This window comes from Marinobacterium sedimentorum, assembly GCF_024267675.1.
Lineage (GTDB): Bacteria > Pseudomonadota > Gammaproteobacteria > Pseudomonadales > Balneatricaceae > Marinobacterium_A > Marinobacterium_A sedimentorum.
Window position 1 is genome coordinate 1 of the sequence record NZ_JALDYX010000041.1, and the last position, 22785, is coordinate 22785.

General features: G+C 57.1%; 20 protein-coding genes. 11 read left to right on the plus strand and 9 right to left on the minus strand.

What is annotated here, in order from left to right; all coding sequences use genetic code 11:
* Nucleotides 1-193: 193 nt before the first annotated feature.
* Both MRS74_RS21225 and MRS74_RS21230 read right to left on the minus strand, forming a co-directional pair.
* The gene (locus MRS74_RS21225; protein WP_254582287.1) at nucleotides 194-1003 is read right to left on the minus strand and encodes an ABC transporter permease; all 810 of its coding nucleotides are present in this window, start codon (nucleotides 1001-1003) and stop codon (nucleotides 194-196) included.
* Nucleotides 1000-1698: an ABC transporter ATP-binding protein gene (locus MRS74_RS21230; RefSeq protein ID WP_254582288.1), complete on the minus strand. Its 699-nt coding sequence runs from the start codon at nucleotides 1696-1698 to the stop codon at nucleotides 1000-1002. The genes MRS74_RS21225 and MRS74_RS21230 overlap by 4 nt, the downstream gene beginning before the upstream one ends.
* 231 nt (nucleotides 1699-1929) lie before the next feature.
* Here MRS74_RS21230 and MRS74_RS21235 point away from each other — a divergent pair, with 231 nt between their 5' ends.
* Nucleotides 1930-2457, plus strand: coding sequence for a DUF3750 domain-containing protein (locus tag MRS74_RS21235; RefSeq protein WP_254582289.1), 528 nt, complete (start codon nucleotides 1930-1932; stop codon nucleotides 2455-2457).
* 279 nt (nucleotides 2458-2736) lie between these two features.
* Here MRS74_RS21235 and MRS74_RS21240 read toward each other — a convergent pair whose 3' ends face one another.
* Nucleotides 2737-3117: a carboxymuconolactone decarboxylase family protein gene (locus tag MRS74_RS21240; protein ID WP_254582290.1), complete on the minus strand. Its 381-nt coding sequence runs from the start codon at nucleotides 3115-3117 to the stop codon at nucleotides 2737-2739.
* Entirely contained in the window at nucleotides 3114-3875 is a 762-nt protein-coding gene (locus MRS74_RS21245; RefSeq protein ID WP_254582291.1) for an SDR family NAD(P)-dependent oxidoreductase, read from the minus strand. Before MRS74_RS21245 ends, MRS74_RS21240 begins: the two co-directional genes overlap by 4 nt.
* 101 nt (nucleotides 3876-3976) lie before the next feature.
* On the opposite strand from MRS74_RS21245, the gene MRS74_RS21250 reads away from it, so the two are divergent.
* Entirely contained in the window at nucleotides 3977-4918 is a 942-nt protein-coding gene (locus MRS74_RS21250; RefSeq protein WP_254582292.1) for a LysR family transcriptional regulator, read from the plus strand.
* 361 nt (nucleotides 4919-5279) lie between these two features.
* On the opposite strand, the gene MRS74_RS21255 is transcribed toward MRS74_RS21250, so the two are convergent.
* The gene (locus tag MRS74_RS21255; RefSeq protein ID WP_254582293.1) at nucleotides 5280-6335 is read right to left on the minus strand and encodes an HAD family hydrolase; all 1056 of its coding nucleotides are present in this window, start codon (nucleotides 6333-6335) and stop codon (nucleotides 5280-5282) included.
* A gap of 211 nt (nucleotides 6336-6546) precedes the next feature.
* Between MRS74_RS21255 and MRS74_RS21260 the strand changes: the two genes are divergently transcribed.
* The 4 genes from MRS74_RS21260 to MRS74_RS21275 all read left to right on the plus strand — a co-directional run bounded on the left by MRS74_RS21260 (nucleotide 6547) and on the right by MRS74_RS21275 (nucleotide 13345).
* Nucleotides 6547-6831, plus strand: a complete 285-nt coding sequence (locus tag MRS74_RS21260) for a DUF3750 domain-containing protein (RefSeq protein ID WP_254582294.1) — start codon at nucleotides 6547-6549, stop codon at nucleotides 6829-6831.
* A 320-nt stretch (nucleotides 6832-7151) separates the two neighbouring features.
* Nucleotides 7152-7721 carry a hypothetical protein gene (locus MRS74_RS21265; protein WP_254582295.1) on the plus strand — a complete coding sequence of 190 codons (570 nt, stop codon included), beginning with the start codon at nucleotides 7152-7154 and terminating at the stop codon, nucleotides 7719-7721.
* A 50-nt stretch (nucleotides 7722-7771) separates the two neighbouring features.
* Nucleotides 7772-12892, plus strand: a complete 5121-nt coding sequence (locus tag MRS74_RS21270; RefSeq protein ID WP_254582296.1) for an RHS repeat-associated core domain-containing protein — start codon at nucleotides 7772-7774, stop codon at nucleotides 12890-12892.
* Nucleotides 12893-13108: 216 nt separating this feature from the next.
* Nucleotides 13109-13345, plus strand: a complete 237-nt coding sequence (locus tag MRS74_RS21275; protein WP_254582297.1) for a hypothetical protein — start codon at nucleotides 13109-13111, stop codon at nucleotides 13343-13345.
* 596 nt (nucleotides 13346-13941) lie between these two features.
* On the opposite strand, the gene MRS74_RS21280 is transcribed toward MRS74_RS21275, so the two are convergent.
* Nucleotides 13942-15246 carry a DEAD/DEAH box helicase gene (locus tag MRS74_RS21280; RefSeq protein WP_254582298.1) on the minus strand — a complete coding sequence of 435 codons (1305 nt, stop codon included), beginning with the start codon at nucleotides 15244-15246 and terminating at the stop codon, nucleotides 13942-13944.
* 172 nt (nucleotides 15247-15418) lie between these two features.
* Here MRS74_RS21280 and MRS74_RS21285 point away from each other — a divergent pair, with 172 nt between their 5' ends.
* From MRS74_RS21285 to MRS74_RS21305, 5 genes are all read left to right on the plus strand, one after another.
* Nucleotides 15419-15823, plus strand: coding sequence for a hypothetical protein (locus MRS74_RS21285; protein ID WP_254582299.1), 405 nt, complete (start codon nucleotides 15419-15421; stop codon nucleotides 15821-15823).
* Nucleotides 15824-15894: 71 nt separating this feature from the next.
* Nucleotides 15895-16482, plus strand: coding sequence for a CBS domain-containing protein (locus tag MRS74_RS21290; protein ID WP_254582300.1), 588 nt, complete (start codon nucleotides 15895-15897; stop codon nucleotides 16480-16482).
* A 76-nt stretch (nucleotides 16483-16558) separates the two neighbouring features.
* Nucleotides 16559-18073 (plus strand): glutamate-cysteine ligase family protein, encoded by a 1515-nt coding sequence (locus tag MRS74_RS21295; protein ID WP_254582301.1) that lies wholly within the window; start codon nucleotides 16559-16561, stop codon nucleotides 18071-18073.
* Nucleotides 18073-19116: a M14 family metallopeptidase gene (locus tag MRS74_RS21300; RefSeq protein ID WP_254582302.1), complete on the plus strand. Its 1044-nt coding sequence runs from the start codon at nucleotides 18073-18075 to the stop codon at nucleotides 19114-19116. The genes MRS74_RS21295 and MRS74_RS21300 overlap by 1 nt, the downstream gene beginning before the upstream one ends.
* A 128-nt stretch (nucleotides 19117-19244) precedes the next feature.
* Nucleotides 19245-19682, plus strand: a complete 438-nt coding sequence (locus MRS74_RS21305) for a hypothetical protein (protein WP_254582303.1) — start codon at nucleotides 19245-19247, stop codon at nucleotides 19680-19682.
* Nucleotides 19683-19706: 24 nt separating this feature from the next.
* Here MRS74_RS21305 and MRS74_RS21310 read toward each other — a convergent pair whose 3' ends face one another.
* The 3 genes from MRS74_RS21310 to MRS74_RS21320 all read right to left on the minus strand — a co-directional run bounded on the left by MRS74_RS21310 (nucleotide 19707) and on the right by MRS74_RS21320 (nucleotide 22577).
* The gene (locus tag MRS74_RS21310; RefSeq protein ID WP_254582304.1) at nucleotides 19707-20555 is read right to left on the minus strand and encodes a metallophosphoesterase family protein; all 849 of its coding nucleotides are present in this window, start codon (nucleotides 20553-20555) and stop codon (nucleotides 19707-19709) included.
* Nucleotides 20552-21940: a sodium:solute symporter family transporter gene (locus MRS74_RS21315; protein WP_254582305.1), complete on the minus strand. Its 1389-nt coding sequence runs from the start codon at nucleotides 21938-21940 to the stop codon at nucleotides 20552-20554. Before MRS74_RS21315 ends, MRS74_RS21310 begins: the two co-directional genes overlap by 4 nt.
* Nucleotides 21941-22094: 154 nt before the next feature.
* Nucleotides 22095-22577 carry an MgtC/SapB family protein gene (locus MRS74_RS21320; RefSeq protein ID WP_254582306.1) on the minus strand — a complete coding sequence of 161 codons (483 nt, stop codon included), beginning with the start codon at nucleotides 22575-22577 and terminating at the stop codon, nucleotides 22095-22097.
* Nucleotides 22578-22785 lie beyond the last annotated feature (208 nt).

Genomic DNA, 22785 nt, shown 5'->3' on the forward strand with positions numbered 1-22785 from the left:
TCCTACGGTTTTTCGGGCCCACTGTGTAATTACATGTTCCCGTAGGAGCAGCGTCTCGCCGCGAAAAGCCACAGGGCTTCGTCGCGAGGCGGGCCTCCTAAGGGCGCTGTGAAGCGCCGGTACGGTTGTCGTGCTTGTGTTGCTGGCAGCCTCGCTAAGGCTTTTCAACTACCTGCTGAAGACCCGGAACCGCCTAGCGCTTTATCAGCAGATGCTTGAGAAACTGGTGGCGGGCATTGAACAGGCGCCGGTACGCCAGAAGAATGGCGCCGAGTGAGCCCAGGGCGGCGGCTGAGGTAATCATGAAAATAATCACGATCTGATACCGCACGGCATCCACCGGGGCTGCGCCTGCGAGAATCTGGCCCGTCATCATGCCGGGCAGGCTGACCACACCCATGACCAGCATGCTGTTGATGGTGGGCGTCAGAGCCGTGTTCAGTGCTTCGCGGATTTCTGTTCGTGCGGCTTCCCAGCGGGTCGCGCCCAGTGCCAGGCGGCTGTCGATCAGGGCGCTGCGATCGAACAGGCTGGTGGTGAAACGATCCAGCCCCAGATTGATGCCATTGATAATATTCCCCAGCACCATGCCGAGCATGGGAATCAGGTATTGCGGGTTGTACCAGGGTTCCACCTGAATAATGCCCGCCAGTGCCGCCCCGGTGACGATCATGGCGGCGGCCAGCACGGACAGCAGGCTGTCCCAGTAGATACCGGCAAAGCGCAGCCGCGTGCGACCGGCTGCAGTGATTCCGGCCAGGCTTGCCATCACCAGGGCGATACCCAGTACTGGCAACGGCGAACTGAGCGCAAAGACCCATTCCAGAATCAGCCCCACCAGCAGCAGCTGCACCGTCATGCGCGTACTGGCGATCAGCAGGGAGCGGGTCAGCCCCAGGCGCAGGGCGATGGACAGCGCCACATTGACCAGCAACAGCAGCGCGGCCAGCCCGACCTGGGTCATGCTCAGGGAGTAGTAGCCGTCCGCGGCCAGGCCGTTCATGGCAGTTCTATCCGGCGAGTGCACATGCGTGTGATCTGATCGCTATCATGGCTGCTCCATAACCAGGCGCGGCCGGGTGTCTCCCGTTGCCAGGCATCCAGCAGTTGTTCTACCGCGAGCGCTGCCCTGGGATCGAGTGCGGCTGTGGGTTCGTCGAGCAGCAGCAGGGCAGGCTGCAGCGCCAGCAGCCGCAGCAAGGCCGTAATTTGCTGCTCACCGCCGGAGAGCGACCCCACCGGGCGCTGCACAAAGCCAGGGTCACGCCCCAGCTGTTGCAGTGCCTGCTCAATCAGATTGCGCGGGTACTCTTGATTATGATGTGCACGATATTGAAAAGGGGCGGACAGCACCGCCTCAACCGTATCACCGTCGCCCAGTTCGGGCCTTTGTGCCAGATAAGCGATACGGCTGCGATAGTCCGGCATCGACCACTGCTGCAGCGGGCGCTGCTCTAGCACCAGGTCACCTTCGGTCAGCGGTACCAGGCCGGCCAGCGCACGCATCAGAGTCGTTTTGCCGCTGCCCGAGGGCCCCGTCAGCGCGACCCGCTCGCCCGCCGCAATGGCCAGCTCAAGTTTGCGCCATATCCATCGCTTCTGATCCTGCAGCCCGAGGCTATGGCCCTGTAGCAGGGCCTCGGTGTGAGGTGCCGAGGCACGGGGTACTGGATTGGCGGCGTCTTGTGCAGGCTTCACGCTTTCTTCCTTGGATTTCTGGTTGGCTGGCTGTAACCCTGCAGCGGGAGCTCCATTACAGCAGAGCGGTGGGCTTAAAAGAACTATTAGCTGCATTTGTGAACGGCCGGGTCTGGGCGCCGCCGCTTCGAGGTGACTATCTATACTCAGTTGTACCACGACAGCGAGACGCAGATATTGGGTGCCGATTACAGACAAAAATTGTAAAGATGCACGTACTGGAGAGGGTGTATGAAAACCAGATTGATGTTGCTCTGTGCCGTATTTCTGCTGGGCTGCAGCCAGGGCGACTGGCGCAGCGCCAGTCGGGCATCGGCCGGGCTGGCACCGGATCCGGCGACCACGCCCGAGGCGGTGCTGCAGGTATACGGCGCCAGCGCCTACGGCTGGCGCGGCTGGTTCGCCATCCACACCTGGATCGCCGCAAAGCCTGCCAATGCCGAGCGTTATACCCTGTATGAAGTCATTGGCTGGCGTGAACGTCGCGGCCTGCCGGTACTGCGTATCGAGCCCGTAGACAGCCCCGACCGTTACTGGTTCGGTGCCAAACCCGAGCTGCTGCTGGACAGGCGCGGTGCCGGCGTCGAGGAGCTGATCCAGGCGGTGGATCAGGCCGCCCGGGCGTATCCGTGGAAGCATGAATACCGCGTCTTTCCTGGCCCCAACAGCAACACCTTTCCCGCCTGGGTCGGGGCCCAGGTACCGGAGCTGGGACTGGAACTGCCGTTCCGGGCGATCGGCAGTGGCTGGACGGATTAAGCCGCCCGTTCGATGGCTGCTGGCGATTATTAACTTGATGTGCACATAGGTTCCCTACCTATTTGCACATCACGCCACATGCTCTTTAACCCAAAAGAGTGGGCTCAGGTGTGCGGGCATGCTGCTTTTGCTGGCGTTCGCATTGGCCTACGGCCAATGGCGGCGCATCCTGCGCCACAATATTAAACCGGCTATGCAGACGTAAAATGCCACCGGCTTGATATTCTGTGACGTCACTTCTTCCACTGGCATTGTCCGACAAATTTAGAAGCGCTTGGCTCAGATTTTCTCGGCCGCGAACACCTCCAGGGCGGCGTTAAGTGCGTTGATCGCCGCCGGGAGGCCGCCATACAGCGCCATCTGCCAGATGACCTCCGCAATCTCTTCGCGGCTCAGCCCCGCGTTGCGTCCCGCCTGAATGTTGATCTTCAACTGTGGTCGGGTCTGACCACCTTGCGCCGTTAGGGCTGCGATGGTTGCGAGGTAACGGTCGCGCAAGGGTAGCCCTGGTCTGGCGTACTGTCTCCCGTAGGCGAAATCGACGATCGTTTCTGCCATGCCGGGCAGTAGGTGCCCGTAGCGAGCTTCCAGGGTTGATTCCATTCCCGGATTGAGTTGTTCCGACAGAGCCCGGCCGATAGCCGTTGTTTCACCACTCATAACCGGAGACCGCCAAGGGTAAAGCCACCATCCACCGTGATCTCCTGTCCGGTCACGAAGACGGCGTCGTCGGAGAGGAGCCAGGCGACAGTGCCGGCCACATCCTCGGGCGTGCCATTTCGCCGTAGCGGGGTATGCGCTGCAAGCTTCGCCCCTACCGTCGAATCAAGAACCGCGTCTGCCATCGGCGTCAGGATAATGCCGGGATTGATGGCATTGACTCGGACACCGCGCGGACCTTGCTCAACGGCCAATGTGCGCATGAGGGCGAGAAGCGCGCCCTTCGTGCTGGCGTAGGCGCCGATGCCGGGCATCACACCGCCTGCGGTCCATGACGCATTAATGAGGATCGCGCCACCTTCGATCATAGGCAGGCAGTGTTTTATCGTCAGGAAGGTGCCCTTCAGATTTATGGCGATCAACGCGTCAAAGTCGTCCGTTTCGATTTCCGCCAGCGGCTTGATCTCACCCAGGACTCCGGCATTGGCGAAGAGTCCGTCGATGCGCCCAAAGCGAGTTACAGCTTCTGCTACAGCCGCTGAAACTGCTTCGCTGTGGGAGATGTCGCAGGCAATCGCCAGAGCTTCGCCGCCTGCCGCCTCGATCTCGGCCACCAGTTCGTCGAGTGGCTCCCGGCGCCTGCCTATGAGGACGAGTTGTGCTCCCTCGGCTGTCAGGCGCAGGGCGGCAGCGCGCCCCATACCCGTGGCTGCGCCTGTGATGAGGACGGTTTTTCCCTTGAATCGTGATCCAGCCATAACTTGCTCCTTCGAGATGCTTTCGAGGAAACATAGTAATTAATGATGTTTTTGATGATAATTGGCAGAATATCATCTTCTTAATAAAGCATATCTTTCTAATGGATCTTTTTCGTTCCATGCAGGCCTTTGTGACGGTGGTGCAAGTCGGCTCAATGAGTGCTGCCGCGCCCCGGCTCGGCCTGTCGGCGGCGATGGTCGGGCAGCAGATCGCGGCACTTGAGGAGCGGCTGGGAACGCGCCTCCTTAATCGGACCACACGCCGCCAAAGCCTGACGGATTTCGGCCTCAGCTACTTCGAGCAGTGTCGGGACATTCTGGAGCGAGTTGCTGTTGCTGGTGAACAGGCCGAGACTTTACAGCAGGAACCGCGAGGTCAGCTGCGCATCACAGCACCGATGACATTCGGGGCGGAGGTTCTGATGCCAGCACTGGGACGCTATCGAGAACAAGCACCCGAAGTAACACTCGACATTGTTCTGACCGACCGCAATGTCGATCTCGTTGAGGAGGGCGTTGATGCCGCTTTCCGCATCGGCACGCCACCCGATGGTCGTCTGATTGCGCGCCAGCTCACTTCCTATCGGATGATGATATGCGCGTCGCCGGACTATCTCGCCCGGGCGGGGATGCCGAGGCATCCGGCCGAGCTTTCTGGCCATGATTCGATCATCTTCGCTTCGACGGCTCGCTCGCCCTGGCGATTATCCAAAGGTGACGACAGGGTCGAGGTAACACCTGTCCGGTCGATTACCGTCAATAGCGGTCGAGCGGTGCGCGTGGCGGCTTGCGCGGGCCTCGGCGTCGTCTTGCAGCCAGCGATTCTCCTGATGGCAGATGTTCAGACGGGGCGACTGGTGCAGCTCTTTCCCGACTGGCGTTTGGGTGAAAGGCCAATGTCGCTTCTTTACTACCGCGATCGGCAAATGACTCCACGCCTACGCAGCTTCATCACCTTTTCGATAAAGGAATTTGCGGGTTCATTGCACGATGAGCCTGCTGAAAGTGAAGACTCGGCGCTGGGTAGCTCTCCCATTATATAGCGATCTTCCAAAACAACTTGGCGATTGGGATGTTCGGTTTGCAGGGGAGTTTTAAATGCACATTTTGATGGTTCGCGTTTTTTTGATATTATCACTCCAGTAAATAAACTTTTCCTTGATGAGCGAACGATTTAAGGCCGCAGTTAAGTTATTGTATGGCTGCAGATTTTAGACAGAAAAAATGGGTATTCATAGATAATTTGATTTTACCTAATTTATTATGATGCCACTTTTAATTTAAAAGGAATGACTACCTTCCGGTATCGGGCCGAGAATTTAATAGAGGCTAAAAGGACGGCCGTTTTCAGAAACGGTCGTCCTTTTTATGCTGAGTTAGAGGGAGAGAGAGTTCGCTCAAGGGTCAGTAAATGTCGTTTGGCGTAACCACAAGCCAGTCTTTGTCAGCTGTAACCGGCTGACCGAGATCGGCCTGTTGTTTTGCCGCTTCTTCCCACCATGCTTCCATTTGTTTCATGTATTTCGCTTTACGGTTAACCCAGATACGTAGGCCTCCTTTTTCCATATCTGTACCGTTAAAGAGCATATAACCGTCGGAAAGTGGTGAGTCGCCCGCGACCAGTATCGGTTTGCGCCACTGATTGATCCAGCCGAGAATCGAGCCCAGTTTTCCTTCATACCATGTCATCGGGTTCATCAGGTATGGTGTGAGTTCCAACGCCATGTTTTTCTGCGGATCGTATACGCCATTTTTGATCTGCAGGCGGGAGGTTGTCAGTGCGCCGCTGGTGTTATCTTTTAGCAGCATATTCACGCCAATGACGTTTTCAGGTTTCACGTTATAGCCATACTTTGGATCGCTGGCGATCATTCGAACGATCTCTTCGCTGGCCGCTGTCATGACATAAACTTCGATGCCGTTCTCCTGCAGGCGATTGTAGAGCTCAGTCATGCCGGTAAATATCTTTGGCGGATTTACACTGCCTTCGACGATTTTTTCCTCATCGTAATATTTAATAGGAATTGGCTGCTGATAGGCCATGACTTCATCGACATAGCCCTTCAATTGCTGAAGGGTAAAGCCTGAAAATATTTGTGCGACCCAGGGGTAACAAACCAGATTGTCGATTTCGCACAGCCTGTAGTAATAGCTGTTAAGGCTTTCCTTGAAATTGTCGCTATCCTTGAAAGGGATCAATTTCAGGGAAGGGTCCATGTTATCCCGGGTCAGGACACCTTTCATTTCAAGATAGGGCAGCAGTGACTCTTCGATATCATATTGGTAGCTGGTGTTGTCCATATCGAAAACGGCATAGGCGCCGTTATCAGTATTGGCACTGATCATAGCGTCTATTTTCTTGGCAAGATCGGCAGGCCAGTGCTTCAACTCTGTCGCCGATGTGCTCAAGGCTGTGACGAGCAGCACTAAACCTGTTAAGCATCTCGCTATCTTTCTCATAGTGAACACCCTGTTTCTGATACCGTTTGGGTTGATTGTTATTTTTTATTGATCGTCCAATTTAAAATAATAAGATCCTCTCACGTGATCGAAATGCTCAATTGCGACCTGTACATATCCATTGATACCTTCAGCCGCACGTTCAGACTGCTGGGCCCGAAAGCTATCCGAACCCTGTTCAATGCCTGGGGCCAGGATGTGATAGTCGGTCTTGGTCTGTTGGGCACTGTTGCTGTCGCGCATTGAAGCGGACGACACGCCGGACCGTTACGGGTACGGTGCAAAGCCCCAGCTGCTGCTGGACAGGCGCGCTGCCGGCGTCGATGAGCTCATCCAGGCGGTGGACCGGGCCGCCAGGGCATATCCGTGGAAGCACGAGTATCGCCTGTTCCCGGGCCCCAACAGCAACACCTTTCCCGCCTGGGTTGGGGCACAGGTACCGGAGCCGGGGCTGGAACTGCCGTTCCGTGCGATCGGAGGCGGCTGGGCCGATTGAACTGCCTGTTCGCCGGCTGCTGGCCATTCATTCAAGGTGATATCAAGCGCGCAGGTGATTCTTAATATTGGCTACACGGATACCGCGGTGCAGCAAGAGTTCAAAATCTACTGCCGTTATCGGTTTGACAACGCGATTCAACGCACCTATACATAATCTTTACCAGGGTTGGTGAACAGGCTGATCAAGTATTTTTAGTCAGATGCTGGATCAGGTACTCGTAAGGATGCGGGACTAACCATATGTATTTAATATCGAAAAATCTGATTTTTCGGCGCACATGCATTGCGTCGAAAGTGGTCTTGTTATTTCTATACTGCATGTATTCGATCGCCTGGGGCACTTCTTTTGACTGTGATCGCAACCGCTGTGGCTTGAAGACAGACGGCTCTTATCCGCACCTGGTGCTGGGCACCGTTCAAAAAGTGGCCAGCGATACGGATACCGCCGCTGTTTATCGTTGGGCAAAGGAATACGGATACTGGGCTGATCTGCCCGATAATCAGGGGAACTTCATCCGGTCGATTCAGATGATGTCGGTTGAAATTACCGGCCAAGGTAGTACTGAAGAGATTACGCTTTTAATGGGGCGTGAACACTACGATGCCATCGTAATAAAGGCTGGGGATCTGGTTCGTTATACACCCCATGAAATGACTCAGCCCATTCCTGAAGATACGGAAGATACAAACCGATTATATTGGAATATTTTCGGCTGCATTGCCGTACTCTGTCGAGCAGATGATGGAAAGTGTTTTGAGCGATATTCGACCGGTATCTATGGCGTCGCTGATGGTATTGGATTGAATAGTCACGGGGAAGTGTCTGAAGAAGTTACAAGGCGCATCGATCCCATTACCTATTTGCCGATTCGATCAAGGATTGACTGAACGGTAAAAAGGATTCTAGCGGAGACTACATTTGCATTGGAGAAATTTCCATGGAATGGAAAAATTGCAGGTTACTGGTGGGAGTAATTTTATTAGTTCTCTCGCACATCGCTAACGCGAGTAATGAGGACAGCACTCGTCAATCTGATATTTCGTCGCGTTATGGTGTTTTTCAAGAGCCTCTGGTTGCATTTGCCCCCTTTTCCCGGTCACAGCGTTCGACACTGGAAGCGGCCGCCATGGCTTATTCGTCCATGGGCAGTCCGTCCAGTATCGGGCCCGTGTCTGATTACCTGGACCGTTTTACGGATTCACCCTGGCGCGCTTCGTTACTGCTCAATATGGCTTTAGCCCGGGCGCAGGCCGGCTACTTTTCTGACGCATTACAGCTGTTGGAGCAAGCCCGTATTGCGGCTGAGGCCGCTGACAATCCGACAGAAAGGGCCGTAGCCGCCCGGATAGTGGGGGAGTTGCTTGAATTGCACACCCGCTTTGGCCATCGCGATGCCGTCGAGGCACTGCTTAACAGGGCAAGTAACGGACCAGAGGCCGGCTTGATCTCGGAAAGCGTTACATTGGCGCGTGCCGGGCTTTGGCAAATGCAGAACGAGCCCGAGAAAGCCCTAAGGTGCGGGATTGTTGCGCTGGAGACGTTGCTGGCGCTAACGAAGCCGGAACAGCGCAGAGAGCGTTCGCTCGAAAACCTTGGGGCCGGTACGAATGGGACGACTTTGGCGCAACTGGAAACCCTTGCCTCGGCGCAGGGGATCGACACTCTATCGATCCGACGTGCTGTTGGCCAGCCGGTACCGGTTCCCTCCCTCGTGCACTGGCGTGTGGGGCATTATGCCACCATCCTGAGCGAGGACGATGGCGTATACCAGGTCAGGGATCCTGCGTACGGCCAGGATTTATGGATCTCGCAGGATGCACTGGATGCAGAGTCGAGCGGGTATTTTCTCGCACTGCATGAGCCTGACGGAGTGATGCCCTGGCAGCGGTTGACGGCTGGCGTTGCTGCCCGTGTCGTCGGGAGTGGTTACACCTCAAGCAGTGATCAGAACAGCACATCGGACGACGACTTCACCGAGTGTGAAGATCCCTGTACCGATCACAAAGGTATGCCGCACTATCGCGTGCATTCCATGCTGGTCAGCTTGAATATCCGCGATACCCCGATCGGTTATACGCCTCCCGTCGGGCCTTCTGTGCCGGTAACGCTCACGTACAGCCAGCGCGAGGTCAATCAACCCACGACGTTCACCTTTTCCAACCTGGGCCATAAGTGGACCTTCAACTGGTTATCGTACGTGCAGGATGATCCGCAGCAGGCCGGTGCCCGGGTAATGATCTATCTGCCCGGGGGCGGGAGTCGCAATTATGCGGGTTACAGCGCCGGTAACGGCAGCTTTTCGCCGGAACAGCGCACCGGTGCTCAACTCGTGAGGGTGTCATCCTCGCCGTTGCGTTATGAACGTCGCATGCCGGATGGCAGGCGATACGTTTACGGGCAATCGGACCATAGCACCTACTATCCGCGGCGTATCATGCTGACCGAAGTCGTCGATCCCGCGGGCAATGCCGTAACACTGCAATATGACGCCCGACAGCGCCTGATCAGCCTGACCGACGCCCTGGGGCAGGTCACAGTGTTGACCTATGACAATCCTGCCAATGCGCTGCTTGTTAGCGGCATCACCGACCCTTTCGGGCGCAAGGCCGTTATCGGGTATGACGCCAGTGGTCGTCTGAACAGCATCACCGATGCCATTGGCATGACGTCTACCTTCAGCTACGACAGCGGTACCTTTGTCAACGCCATGAACACACCTTACGGCACCACCTCGTTCAGTTATGGCGAAAGCGGTACTCGTCGCTGGCTCGACATTACCGATCCCTTGGGCGAGCAGGAGCGGGTGGAGTTTGCGCACGGTGCATCCGGGATACCGTTCAGTGACTCACCGACGCCAGCGGGTATGAATCTTTTTAACCGTTACATCAATGGCCGCAATACCTTCTACTGGGACAAGGAGGCAATGAAGCGTGCTGCGGGTGATTATACGCAAGCACGCATTCGCCACTGGTATCACCTCAGGACCAACACCTCTTATACCGCTGCTGTGCTTGAGAGCGTCAAAAATCCTCTTGAAAGGCGCGTCTGGTTCAATTATCCGGGACAAAGCTGGGCAGGCGCCGAAGGGACCCTGGACAAGCCGTCGATTGTCGGTCGGGTGTTGCCTGATGGCACCACCCAATTAGTCCGCAAAAGCTATAACGTCTTTGGCAAGCTGACTCGGATTATTGACCCTGAAGGGCGTGAACTGATATTCGATTATGCAGCTAATCAGATCGATCTCGAGCGTATCAAGCGCAGGAGTGCATCTGGTTACGATGTACTGGCGCACTTTACCTACAACGATCAGCATCAACCGGTAACCTACTCGGATTCTGCCGGACAGCTGACCGCGTATGATTACAATTCGGCAGGTCAGCTGACCCGGGTGATTAACCCGCTGGGGCATGTTTCCCGATACGAATATGATGATCAGGGCTACCTGGCCGGTATTATCGACCCGAATGGCAACAGGGTTGCCAGTTACGGTTACGATGCATTTGGCCGTATCGACAGCGAAACAAACGCAGCGGGTTACCGGCTGGAATATCGCTATGATGCCCTCGATCGGCGCATCCAGACCCGTTTTCCGGATGGCACCGAAGAGATAGTGGACTGGGACCGCCTTGACGTAGTCGCCCGTGAAGACCGTTATGGCAATGTCACCCAATATGCCTATGATGCCGTGCGGAACATGCTCAGTGAGATCGATCCGTCCGGTCACGAAATGCAATACGACTACTTTGCCAATGGAGCACTGGCCAGCCGGCTTGATGGCATTGGCAATAGCATCAGTATGGAGCGGGATATTCAGCGTCGCGTCACGCGTAGGATACAAGCCGACGGCACTGATAGCCGCAGAGACTTTGATTCCTCTGGGCGTTTGCTAAGAGAAATTGATGCACTGGGCGGTGAGACCGATTTCGGGTATGCGACGGACGACCGTCTGGCAAGCGTCACCGATCCCAATGGTAACTCGACGCTGTATCGCTATGACCCCTATACCGGCAAGCTTGTCGAGCGAGACAGTCCGGATAGCGGCGTGACTGCATACAACTACGACAGAGCCGGTAATCTGACTACCCAGGTTGATGCCAATGGCCAGACAACCACCTATGCGTATGACGCACTTAACCGCGTGACCCGAACCGTCTACGCCGACGGGCAGGTTGTGGAATATCGCTACGACACCGCGCCCAATGGGATCGGGCGCCTGGCTGAGGTTCAGGAAGCGGCCGGGAAGATGACGCTGGCTTATGACGTCGCGGGTAATCTTGTCAGCCGCACCCAGACATCGCCGGATGGCGTCGAGCTGAAGGTCAGTTATGCCTATAACGAGGCCAATCAGCTGGTTCGCGTGATTTATCCCTCAGGAGCTGTTGTTGACTACAGCTACGATCGAGATCGACTGACAGCGATAACAGCCAATGGCCAGATCGTGCTGGATAACATTCGCTACGCTGCTTTTGGCGCTATTAATGGCTGGAACTGGGGTAATGGACAAACCAGCAGTCGGACCTATGATGCCAATGGTCGGCTCGAAAGTTTTGGCGTTGCCTCAGAAAATCGTCAATTGAGCTACGACAAGGTCGGCAATATCGTTGCCATCAGCAGCGAGAGCCTCAATCGAAGTTTTGATTACGATGCTTTGGGTCGCCTGAACACAGCGCTGTCCAGCGATTTTGATCTTGGCTATGCCTATGACCCCAATGGCAACCGGGTTCACGAAAGCAGTGATGGAATATCTCGATATTACGAACTCGATCCCGCAAGCAACCGCCTGACTGCAGCAGGGGAGATGTCCTATACCCACGATAACAATGGCAATATCCTGGCGGATGGCCGTCATAGCTATCAATTCGATGCCCGTAACCGACTCGAGGCCGTGGATGAGGGCTTTACCGGCTATTATCAGTACAACGCCTTTGGCCAGCGTGTCTATAAACTGGGTCAGCAGTCGTATCAGCTAACCGCTGACCTCAATGGCGATGGACAGGTAACTTCAGCAGATCTACATGAGTTGAAGGGCTTTGTCCGCAGCGGACAGTCCCCGTTGCAGGCAGACCTGAATCAGGACGGGAATGTTGATATGCATGACAATGCCTGTATCGCTACCCAGATAGGTAATGGAAAAGACGATCCTGGTCTGCCCAAAGATTGCCGCCTTGGCGAATGGGTGAATGCCACAACCGAGACCCGCTTTGTTTATACCGGCCCGCAGTTACTGGGAGAGTATGACATCGACGGCTATGCCAGGCAGGAAGTTATCTGGATGGGTACCATGCCTGTCGCCCTCTTGCAGGACGGCGAGGTCTATCAAATACACAGCAATCAGATTGACGCGCCTGAAGCGATAACGGATGCCTGGGGTGCTGTCGTCTGGCGCTGGACGCCGAAACCGTTTGGCGACAGTATGGCCGATGAAGACCCGGATGGAGATGGTCAGCGGTTTACCTTTAATCTGCGTTTTCCCGGGCAGTATTTTGATGCCGAGACAGGGTTGAACTACAACTACTATCGGGACTACGACCCGGCAACGGGGCGGTATACCGAGAGTGATCCTATTGGTTTAAATAGCGGACCTAACACCTATGTCTATGTGGCTGATAACCCCCTCGGATACACAGACATGTTGGGGCTTGAAATAATGGGGGAATGGGCTGGATTTAATGCTGCGGTTACGGATTGGGAGTATACAGGGTTGACTCCTCATCTTGAAAGAGGACCTGGCGGAAAGGATTTGGTGGATCGGATCGGCTATTTCAATTTTCTTATTTATGGAAGCCTTGGCGCCAAATTACAATGTAAAGAGATGGACGACTGCGGCAATGTAACTCGAGAGTGGATAGCGAATGGCACGATTACTTTCAAGGACTTGCCTTTCCGAGTCCCTTATGATGAGCCTGCAATCCCGATCCCTGGAATGGGGTATGCGATATGGGCGGATAAGATTTGGAGAACCAGTCAGTATATGTCTGAGTGGAGATGGATGATAGAACAGGTGGGTAAGGGTTTGTTAAACAGTCCTACTGTGATCTGCAAGGGGCAATCATTTTAAAGATGAAATGGATAAAGTATATCGGCGCTATTGTATGTGGTTTGCTAATAATAGGCACACTGCCATCGGTGTTTCTTATTGCGAATGGTCTTATTGTTGGTCAAGTGGATCAGCCTTCCTATTTTTTGTGGAAGCTGGTTGCCTATGTAGCTATCATCATAGTTCTGTCGATTGTGTCGATTTGGTTAGTTAAGAGTGCTAGAAGGTGATGATCTGATGAAGCTCGTACTTCGATTTTTATCTGGGGGCATAGGAGCACTAATGGGGGTAGTACTGGCTTTGGTGTTAGATCTTGTGACTGGAGATGGGATCCAGTTCATTCCTATCGCAAGATTTATCGTTCCCTTGGCTATTGGTGGTGCCGTGGGTTTCGTCCTAGGATTTTTCTTCTATAAAGTAACAGGGAAACTTTTCAGTTTCTTGGGGCGTTTTGGTATAGATACCTCCGCATGAAATATTGACCTATGTTACCAGTAGTACATCGTCCGGCGACTGGCGGAGCCGGATGGGACGATAAAAGGCATTTTTCTGCTTAATCGTGCTCCGCACGGGTGAGCGACATCGGGATTTCACGCATTTTTCGATGCTGTTTGCCTGTTGCGGCGGTTTTTCCTGGGCCGTGAACACGGTTCCGGCGGTTCGAGACGCAGCGGCCCCCGGACGGTAGGGAACCTACGAATAAGTCGCCGCTACCTCAGCTACTGCTGATTTGAGTTGGCATGGACGCCGGAATGCCTGCTTTTGGTTCAGAATTCAACACCTGCATGCGGAATTCCCGATATGCAGGCGCACCAGTCCTGCGCCGGGAGCATGTGATCCACTCGAACGACGTTCGCCAGGGCAAATGGCATCGCCAGCTTACCCCCTTTGTCAGGATTGATGTCGTGCCCTTTGTTACACTCCGTTGATAAATAAGGCGAACGGAGATCGACATGCCTCTCTATCCAGAAGAGCGACGTCAGGCCGCCGTGGACTGTGTCACGCCGTGTTTGCGCCCGGGCAGGGCGCAGGGGCAGGAGATTGTATTTAATTTAGCTTCTTCTCTGCTATCAATTGCGACGTTTTGAGCCCGACAGCAGCGACGGCCTGACGGCGCGGGTGTTGGTATCGTCGGCTTCGGGCATCGGGGCCGGGGCGGCCTTGACCGGAGTGGGTTTGAGCTTGGCGCGCAGGCGTGAATTCTTCGAGGCGCGCACGCTGTGGTTATCGTCGGCGGTGTTACTGCCCTGGTAGGGCACGGGCTTGATCGATAGCGGGCGGCCAATCAGCGCCTCGATGGCCACCAGGTAGCGCTTCTCATCCGGTGCCACCAGTGAGATGGCCTGGCCCTTGCCGCCGGCCCGTCCGGTGCGGCCTATGCGGTGGACATAGGCCTCAGGCACGTTGGGCAGGTCGAAGTTTACCACTCGCGGCAATGAGTCGATATCCAGACCGCGGGCCGCCACATCGGTGGCCACCAGAATGCGAATCTTGCCCTGGCTGAAGCCGGCCAGCACGCCAACCCGCTCGCGCTGCGGTTTGTCACCATGCAGTGCGCGGGCATCAATGCCCTCTGCCTGCAGGTACTCGGCCACCATGTCGGCGCGCTTTTTGGTGCGGGTGAACACCAGTGCCTGGGCCCATTTTCCGCCCTGAATCAGATAGCTGAGTACGTCGCACTTGTCGGACTGATCTACCGCATAGGCGAACTGCAGCACGGTTTTGGCGGTGGAGTTGCGCTTGGTGACCCGTACCCAGGTCGGCTTTTGCAGAAATTCTGGCACCAGCTGTTCGATGGATTCGGACAGGGTGGCCGAGAACAGCAGGGTCTGGCAGCGGCGCGGCATTTTCTTGCGCAGCTGGCGAATATCGTCAATAAAGCCCAGATCCAGCATGCGGTCGGCTTCGTCCAGTACCAGCATTTGCAGCTGGCGCAGATCGAAGATGCCCTGGTGTATCAGATCCAGCAGGCGACCCGGCGTTGCCACCAGGATATCGGCGCCGCGCTTCAGCCGGTCGATCTGACTTTCCACCCGGCTGCCGCCATAGAGCGCAATGGTGCGCAAGCTCAGGTAACGACCATAGGCGTCCATGCTTTCGGCAACCTGCAGCGCCAGTTCCCTGGTGGGTACCAGCACCAGGGCGCGTATCGGGCGGATCTCTTCAGAGGCGGGCTCGGCACTTAGCTGCTGCAGTATGGGCAGGGCGAAGGCGGCGGTTTTACCGGTACCGGTCTGGGCTTCGGCCACCAGGTCGGCACCGCTCAGAATGGCGGGAATTGCCTGGGTCTGCACGGCGGTGGGGCTGCGGTAGCCAAGCTCCGCCAGTGCCTGCTGCAGGGGATCAATAAGGCCGAGGGCGTTAAACGTACTCATAGTTACCTGTGAGCCGCCAGCGCGACCCGGTTCGAATTGCAAAAAAGATGGCTAGCTTAACCGAATCGTTCGCGAACAGCGACTTTCGTGCAGCGCAAGCGCGCCTGGTTCAATGCAGCCCGACCGCAGTTTTTGTTAACGCAAACATTGACCGGAACTTGCGGCAGGGATAGTGTCTGAGTCTGTAACTGTCGCCGTTTTGGGTTTTGAACAACTGATGCACGCCTGCTCGCCGGATCGGCCGTCAATCGACAGTCGCCGCTCTACCACTTTGCTTCACCTGACTTTCCTGTTGCTGCTCGCAGGCTTTGTGACGCTGTGGCCAAAATCGCCTGTCGCAGAGATAGTGTCGGCCGCCAGCTGGCAGGCACTGGAGTCCGCGGACAGCCGTGCAGACGTAACGGATCCCCGGCTGGTCATCGCCAATGGTGCCGGCGACGATGATCCTGGCCCTGCGATATCCGCCTCAATGCCGGTCACAACCGCGTTGCAGTATTCCCCTGCTGGCCCGGTTGTGGGCTGGCAAGTCGCCCCCTGTTCCTTTGAGCATGCCCGGGCACCGCCCACTGTAGCCTGATCCCTGAACCTGAGTATTTTTACTTTTCGTTTAATGATTACTCTGACTGGTGTCAGAGGGAGGCTATTGCCATGCGTACATATCGTGAACTCAAAACCCTGTCCCTGCGTGATTACAGCCGTCTGTCGACGCCCGCTGGCGAGACGCTGAGCCTGGACAGCCCGGCGAGCAGTATTATGACCAGCTTTGAATCGACGCGCCCGCTGGCGCTGGAGCTGGATGTGGGCATCAATGATGCGCTGCTGATGATGAAAAAAGCCCATGTGCGTTCGGTCATCGTGATGGATGACAGCGAGAAATTCCGCGGCATTATCAGTCTGATGGATCTGGAGAGCCGCAAGGTGCTGAGCATTGCCCAGAGCCAGGGGTTGCGTCGCGACGACCTGAGCATTGCCGATGTAATGACGCCGAGCGCGAAGTTGGCGGGGCTGTCGATTCAGCAGCTCAGCAGCTGCTGCATCGGTGACGTGCTAAAGACTCTGCAGGATGTCGGATCCCAGCACATGCTGGTCGTCCGGCCCGAAGATCAAGAGATCTGCGGTATCATTTCGGCCAGCGATATTGCCCGCAAGCTGCATATTCCGGTGGACATCACCGAGCGTGCGACCAGCTTTAGGGAGATCGTCGAGGTCATCTATAGCAGCCGCGGCGCGGCCTGAGGCACAGAGGGCCTGAACTGGAGTCTCGGCGCTTCGCTGACTACGCTTTAGGGATGCCTTAAAGTGCAGGACGGTAATGGGACTCGAAATAGACAAGTCCAGCTTCACGCCGCAGGAGTTCAGCGGCTTCTACCAGCGCCTGGGGAGCAATCTGCAGGCGCTGAAGGCGTTGCTGAAAAGGCCCGGTTTTGGCGAAGGCCCAGGATCCCTGGGGGCTGAACTTGAACTCTGCATTGTCGATCGCAATGGCCATCCGTTGCTGGTTAACAGCGCGATTCAGGATGCCAGGGCGGACCCTCAGCTGACGCTGGAACTCAACCGCTACAATCTGGAATACAACCTCACGCCGGTGCCGATACAGGGCACCCCCTTTTCCTGTATCGAAGCCGAAATACGGGCCGCTGTGGCGGCACTGGAGCAGTCAGCGCTGGCCTACGGGGGCCATATTCTGGCGATCGGAATTCTGCCCACACTGCGCCGTCGTGACTTTGGCCCCCATGTCATGACCGAGCAGTGCCGCTATCAGGCGCTGACGGACGGTCTGAGCCGTATCCGCGGCGAGCGCATTCAGGTACGCATCAATGGCGACGAACCGATCTCGCTGCGGGCCCGCGATGTGACGCTCGAAGGCGCCAATACCTCGCTGCAGCTGCACTACCGCGTGCGGCCCGCGGACTTTGCAGATACCTACAATGCCATGCAACTGGTAACGCCTGTCGTGCTGGCGCTTGCCGGAAACTCTCCCTTCCTGCTGGGGCATCGGCTCTGGCATGAAACGCGGATTCCACTGTTCAAGCATGCCATCGATGGCGCTGGCAGCAATGGGCCGGGCGGTAACAGCGGTAGCGGGCAGAGCAGCCGCAGGGCCTCCCGGGTGAACCTGGGGACTGGCTGGGTGCGCGAGGGCGCCTACGAGCTGTTTGCCGAATCGGCCCTGCTGCATGACGCGCTCCTGCCCGTGTGTCAGGAGGCTGAGGATGATATGGAAACAGTGCAAAACGGCGGCCTGCCAAAATTGCATGAGTTGCGCCTGCATCAAGGCACAATCTGGCCCTGGAACAGGGTGATTTACGATGACAGCTGCGGTGGCCATCTGCGGATCGAGATGCGTGCCTTGCCGGCAGGCCCCACGGCCTGCGACATGATGGCCAACGCTGCCTTTCTGATTGGGCTGGCGGAGGGGCTGCGGGGCGATATTGCCGAGCTGATGCCGGCGTTGCCCTTTGCCATGCTGGAACACAATTTCTACCGCAGCGCAGAGACCGGTCTCAAGGCCCGGCTGCTGTGGCCGTCGTCCTGCAATCGCAGGCTGGAGGAAAGACCGGTTGCCAGGCTGGCACATGAGCTATTGCCGGTGGCGGCGCAGGGCTTGAAACGCATCGGCATAAACGCGGCGGAAAGCAGGCACTACCTGGGTATTATTGAACAGCGGCTGGAGCGCAGCTGTACGGGGGCTACCTGGCAGCTTGGCCAGGTGGCGCGCCTGAACCGCCGGCTCAGCCGGCACCGCGCGTTGAAAACCATGCTCGAAGGCTACCGTGTGCGTGCCGACCTTAACCAGCCTGTAGCAGAGTGGACGGATATGCACTGATGCCAGACGACAGCATTACAATCCTGCGCGACCCAGCCCCTGCGGACATTGCCCGTACGCCGCAGGAGTTTCTGCGTCAGCTGGACGGCCCCACCCTGATTATCGTGCAGGGGCGGGATCCGAGCCGCTGCCGGGCGCTGAGTACGCTGCTGCACGGCAATGAGCCATCGGGGCTGAAGGCAATCCACGGCTGGTTGCGCAATGGCGAGCAGCCCGCTATCACTTTGCTGTGTTTTATTCTGTCGGTGTCGGCGGCGCTGGAGCCACCGCTGTTTTCCTGGCGCCAGCTGCAGGGCGAGCGCGATCTGAACCGCTGTTTTCGTCCGCCTTTCGATAGCAGTCCCGGCCGGGTTGCCGAGCAGACCCTGGCGCTGCTGGATCAATACAAGCCCGAATGCCTGATCGATATACACAACACCTCCGGCATGAACCCGCCCTTTGGCGTGGTGATTGAGGAGGATCCGGCCCATGAAGCCCTGGTGGCGCTCTTTACCCGCCGTCTGATCATTACCGATATCCGCCTTGGCGCCCTGATGGAAATCAGCCGCCCCGACTTTCCGGTGGCAACCATCGAGTGCGGCGGCAATCGGGATCCGGCGGCGGACCGGCTGGCAGTGGAAGGTGTCTGGCGCTTTTTGCAGGAAGAGCATGTGCTGCAGCTGCCGCCTGCAGGCTTGCACATGGATCTGTACCATCATCCGGTGCGCCTGGAACTGGCACCGGACACCAAACTGACCTTTGCCGACGAGCCTGACCCCGCGGCGGACATCACAGTTCCGCGCCACCTTGAGCGCTATAACTTCGGCCTGGTCGATAGCGGAACCTTCCTGTTCTGGCTCGGGCCGCGGGCGTCTAGCCGGATGCGTCTGCGCGATGCTGCCGGCGCCGATGTGCTGCCACAGTTTTTCGATGTGCAGGGGCATCGACTCTATGCCGCCCAGCCGCTCAAGCTGTTTATGGTGACCAATAGTCCGCTGATTGCCTGCAGCGACTGCCTGCTCTACGCCGCACCCGAAACGGGGCACAGTGTAATTGATGACTAAACGGATGTTCCTGTGACCGCAAGTTACCAGACAGCTGAATCATGCCTTAAGACTGGTTGAAAATTGATCGCGCAACTCGCATCGCTGGCAGGGGTCTTAGAGGTAACTGCGAATACGGGAGTTGTGTCATGAAGATCAGATTATTAAGTGCAGGGGTGCTGGCATTGAGTCTGATCGCCAGTCCGTCCCGGGCGGATGTGGATGTCGGCATCTTCTTTGGTGGCGCCGCCATTCACGGTAACGGCTTTAGTCTGTACCTCGGCGGGCCCTACAGCTATGCGCCCTATGGCTATATATCGGGTCGTCCGCGCTATTATGCGCCGCCCCGGTATTATTCAGCCCCGAGGCACCATTACCGCCCACGCCATTATGACCGCTCGCCCAGCTACCGGCAGGGCTATTCTAGGCCCGGCTACAGCAGGCACGGTGACGGGCGTCATCGCTTTGATGACGATCGATCATATCGCCGCAGCGGCGGGGGAGACTACCGTTATACCCGTTCCGGCAGTACCCGGCACGATGGCAGCCGGCAGTTTATCCGGTCGGGCGACGGCCGTCGTCACTGAGTTAAGGGCGCCAAAGCTACTGTTTTAAATCAGCAGCGCAGCCAACTGCAAGGGCTGGCCCCGTCGCCTCCGTTCCGCCGTGGGCAGTATATCAATGCTGGGCCAGAGTCCGCTGAGCAGCGCATCGCTATACCCTGTGGGCAGACCGGCAAAACGCATGGCGTCTGCCGCCTCGGTCGCTGCGTAGTTGAGCCGGTGCCAGCTGACCTTGAGACGTTCTGCCTCCGGTATCAGCAGCATGTACCAGCCGTCCTTGGTGCCATCATTTGCCGGCATCCCAATCACGCCCGCGTTGAGCCAGGCCCCCGAGTGCCAAGCCTGGCCGAAAGGCAGTCCACAGTGGCCACCGACCACCACATCGGCCTGAACGAGGTCCAGCTGACGCTGTTTTTCGTCCTGCGGTGTGGATTCAAACACGAAGCGGTTTATCTGATCCGCAGCACCATGCACCACCTGGATACGTCGTCCGTTAAGGGTAAAGCGCAGCTGCGCAGGCAATGTGCGCAGCCAGGCCCGGCTGTCCTCGCTGATGGTCCTGTTGGCGTAGCTATACCAGCTGTCGGATAGAGTCGCGCAGCTGCTGCCCTCCTCAAAGCCACAGCCACAATCATCGATACGATTGCCCAGTGATTGCTCGCAGTTGCCCTGAATCCAATGCATGCCTGCATCGCGCAGCAGCCGAACGGTGGCCTCGGTATCGGCGCAATAGGCCACGGCATCGCCGGTGCAGACAAGCTGATTGGCAGGCAAGCCCAGCCTGTTGGCGGCGTCCAGCAATGCCCGGGTGGCCTGCAGGTTGCTGTAGGGGCCACCAAAAATCATCACAGGCCCGGTCAGGGCACCGAGATCCCGCACGTCTGTCTGTGCGTTCATCCGGCGTGTTCTGCCTGCCTGAATTTCGGGGTGCCGACACTGAGGCAGCCGAGCCAGAACAGCAGCAGGCCGCTGCTCAGCAGGGTGGCCGAGATCCACAGCAGCTTGGTGTATTTATGGGCATCTCCCAACAGGGCGCTGTAACCGGATGATTCGCTGAAATAGAGCACGGCACCGCCGATCGCAAGCACGAAACTGGCCAGATAGCTCCACAGGGGTACATCGGTGCGTCCACCCCAGAGGGAAATCAGTACCACGGGCGCAAGATACATGGAGGCGGTGCCGCTGACAGCCACTGCACTGAACAGGTCCTTGTTGCCGAGGAAGACACAGCCAAGCCCCAACAGCATAAAGACAACCATCACCAGACGACCGTTCTGTACTGTGGTCGGCACCGCTTTCATATCCAGCGCCACCAGCTTGGCGGAGCTCGACAGGGTGCTGTCCAGGGTAGACATGGCGGAAATTACCAGCGCTGCGTTGAACAGGAGCAACGGCACTTCGCCCAATATCCGGGCCAGCACTGTGTTCATGGCTTCGCCGGCGGATGCCTGAGCCCCGGCGAGTACGCCAAGGCTGCCAAAGGCGGTTATGCAGACAATGCTGATCCAGCCGGCGTGGAAAAAGCTGCGGCGGGTGGTTTCACGGTCGGCCAGAAATCCACGGTCCATCATCACAGGATCATGCATGGGATAGCTCCATACCTGCAGCAGTGCCACCAGCAGCAGGATGGGGCCGGGCTGGTCTATCTCGAACGGTTTGAACAGCAGCATATCGAGACTCACGCCGGGGGCGCCGAAAGCCACGAGCACCAGAACCACCAGTACCAGCAGGAACAGCAGCATCTGGAACAGATCAGTACGCAGGGACGCATGCAGACCGCCGAGCAGCGAATACGCCAGCGTAATGCCGGAGAACGCGACTATGGCCAGGGTATAGGCGTTGCTGCCGGTGCTGCCGAACAGAATGCCGATCACCAGCAGGTTGGCAAAAACTTCACTGATCAGCCGGATGCCGATCACCAGGTTGTAACAGTGGGTGCCCCAGCTGCCGAAGCGGTTCTGCAGGAAAGCCTGCACGCTGCCAAAGCCCTGCTCGAAGCGCAGCTTGTCGATGATGCGCCCGCCGATCCAGAACGAAAGGTAATAGGCGGCGTAGGCGAGAGTGCCCCAGATACCGTAAAAAAAACCGAGGATGGCTGCATTCATCAGGGAGCGGGCAAAAATCCAGGTCGTAACCTGAGAGAAGGTCAGGGTGATGAGCCCGGGCGCTTCGGCGTTCTCGGACTGGCCGCGAAAAAATGCATTGACCGAACGGGCAGGGCGGGACAGTCCCAGGGAAATCAGTGCCAGTGCGGCGACCAGAATCGAAAGGCTGTAGTCCATGGGGTCTCCGGATCTAACGGCAAGTGGCAAGGAAGGGAAACAGGCTTCTGTTATTAAAGCGAGCCTACGCCAGGCAACTGAAACACGCCTGAAAACCACCTCTTGCGGGCACCGGCGGGGGCTGCGCCGCTTTGGGCAGGCCCGTCAGCATCTGTTATTTGCGTCTCAGGCGCCCGAACTGGGCATGTACGCCGCGGCGCATGGCGGAGAAGCTGTGTTCCAGCAGATCCACACCCACCAGAACGAGCACGACCAGCACAGCCAGCTTGACGCCCGTCAGGTGATGGCCCTCGCCAATGATGGCGCCAATGGCGGCCAGTGACCAGATGGCCGCCGCGGAGGTGACACCCAGAACTATGCCGTCCTTGGCCAGAATCACGCCGGCCCCCAGAAAGCCGATCCCCGTAACTATCTGCCCCAGCACCCGGGAGCCATCGCCGCCATCAAAATGCGCCCCGGCGAGGGCGATAAACAGATAAGTGCCCAGCACAATCAGGGAGCTGGTTCTTATGCCGCAGGGCTTGCCCAGCAACTGGCGTTCGGTGCCGACAATGCTGCCTGCCAGCACGCTGGCAAGAATGCCGGACCATTCAAAGGGAGCGATATCCAGTAGCAGTGTCAGGGTAATGGTATCCAAGGTGTTCGGTAACCTGTGCAGGGGGCGCGATGGCCTCATAAAAACGAGGAACCTTTATCGCACTCTTTGAATATAAATAGAAACACTATTCAGCCGGCATGCTCACCTGCTACCGGCGTATTCCCGGCCGCGGGGGTGCAGGCCAGGATGAGCAGAGAATGGCTATATACAAAATTTATCGAAGGTATTGTGTTAGTTAATTTCATTG

What these genes read in the sequence shown, in the direction of transcription:
- MRS74_RS21225 (WP_254582287.1), bottom strand. Translation starts at nt 1,003, where the DNA reads ATGAACGGCCTGGCCGCGGACGGCTACTACTCCCTGAGCATGACCCAG.
- MRS74_RS21235 (WP_254582289.1), top strand. Translation starts at nt 1,930, where the DNA reads ATGAAAACCAGATTGATGTTGCTCTGTGCCGTATTTCTGCTGGGCTGC.
- MRS74_RS21240 (WP_254582290.1), bottom strand. Translation starts at nt 3,117, where the DNA reads ATGAGTGGTGAAACAACGGCTATCGGCCGGGCTCTGTCGGAACAACTC.
- MRS74_RS21245 (WP_254582291.1), bottom strand. Translation starts at nt 3,875, where the DNA reads ATGGCTGGATCACGATTCAAGGGAAAAACCGTCCTCATCACAGGCGCA.
- MRS74_RS21250 (WP_254582292.1), top strand. Translation starts at nt 3,977, where the DNA reads ATGGATCTTTTTCGTTCCATGCAGGCCTTTGTGACGGTGGTGCAAGTC.
- MRS74_RS21255 (WP_254582293.1), bottom strand. Translation starts at nt 6,335, where the DNA reads ATGAGAAAGATAGCGAGATGCTTAACAGGTTTAGTGCTGCTCGTCACA.
- MRS74_RS21265 (WP_254582295.1), top strand. Translation starts at nt 7,152, where the DNA reads ATGTATTCGATCGCCTGGGGCACTTCTTTTGACTGTGATCGCAACCGC.
- MRS74_RS21270 (WP_254582296.1), top strand. Translation starts at nt 7,772, where the DNA reads ATGGAATGGAAAAATTGCAGGTTACTGGTGGGAGTAATTTTATTAGTT.
- MRS74_RS21275 (WP_254582297.1), top strand. Translation starts at nt 13,109, where the DNA reads ATGAAGCTCGTACTTCGATTTTTATCTGGGGGCATAGGAGCACTAATG.
- MRS74_RS21280 (WP_254582298.1), bottom strand. Translation starts at nt 15,246, where the DNA reads ATGAGTACGTTTAACGCCCTCGGCCTTATTGATCCCCTGCAGCAGGCA.
- MRS74_RS21290 (WP_254582300.1), top strand. Translation starts at nt 15,895, where the DNA reads ATGCGTACATATCGTGAACTCAAAACCCTGTCCCTGCGTGATTACAGC.
- MRS74_RS21295 (WP_254582301.1), top strand. Translation starts at nt 16,559, where the DNA reads ATGGGACTCGAAATAGACAAGTCCAGCTTCACGCCGCAGGAGTTCAGC.
- MRS74_RS21300 (WP_254582302.1), top strand. Translation starts at nt 18,073, where the DNA reads ATGCCAGACGACAGCATTACAATCCTGCGCGACCCAGCCCCTGCGGAC.
- MRS74_RS21305 (WP_254582303.1), top strand. Translation starts at nt 19,245, where the DNA reads ATGAAGATCAGATTATTAAGTGCAGGGGTGCTGGCATTGAGTCTGATC.
- MRS74_RS21310 (WP_254582304.1), bottom strand. Translation starts at nt 20,555, where the DNA reads ATGAACGCACAGACAGACGTGCGGGATCTCGGTGCCCTGACCGGGCCT.
- MRS74_RS21315 (WP_254582305.1), bottom strand. Translation starts at nt 21,940, where the DNA reads ATGGACTACAGCCTTTCGATTCTGGTCGCCGCACTGGCACTGATTTCC.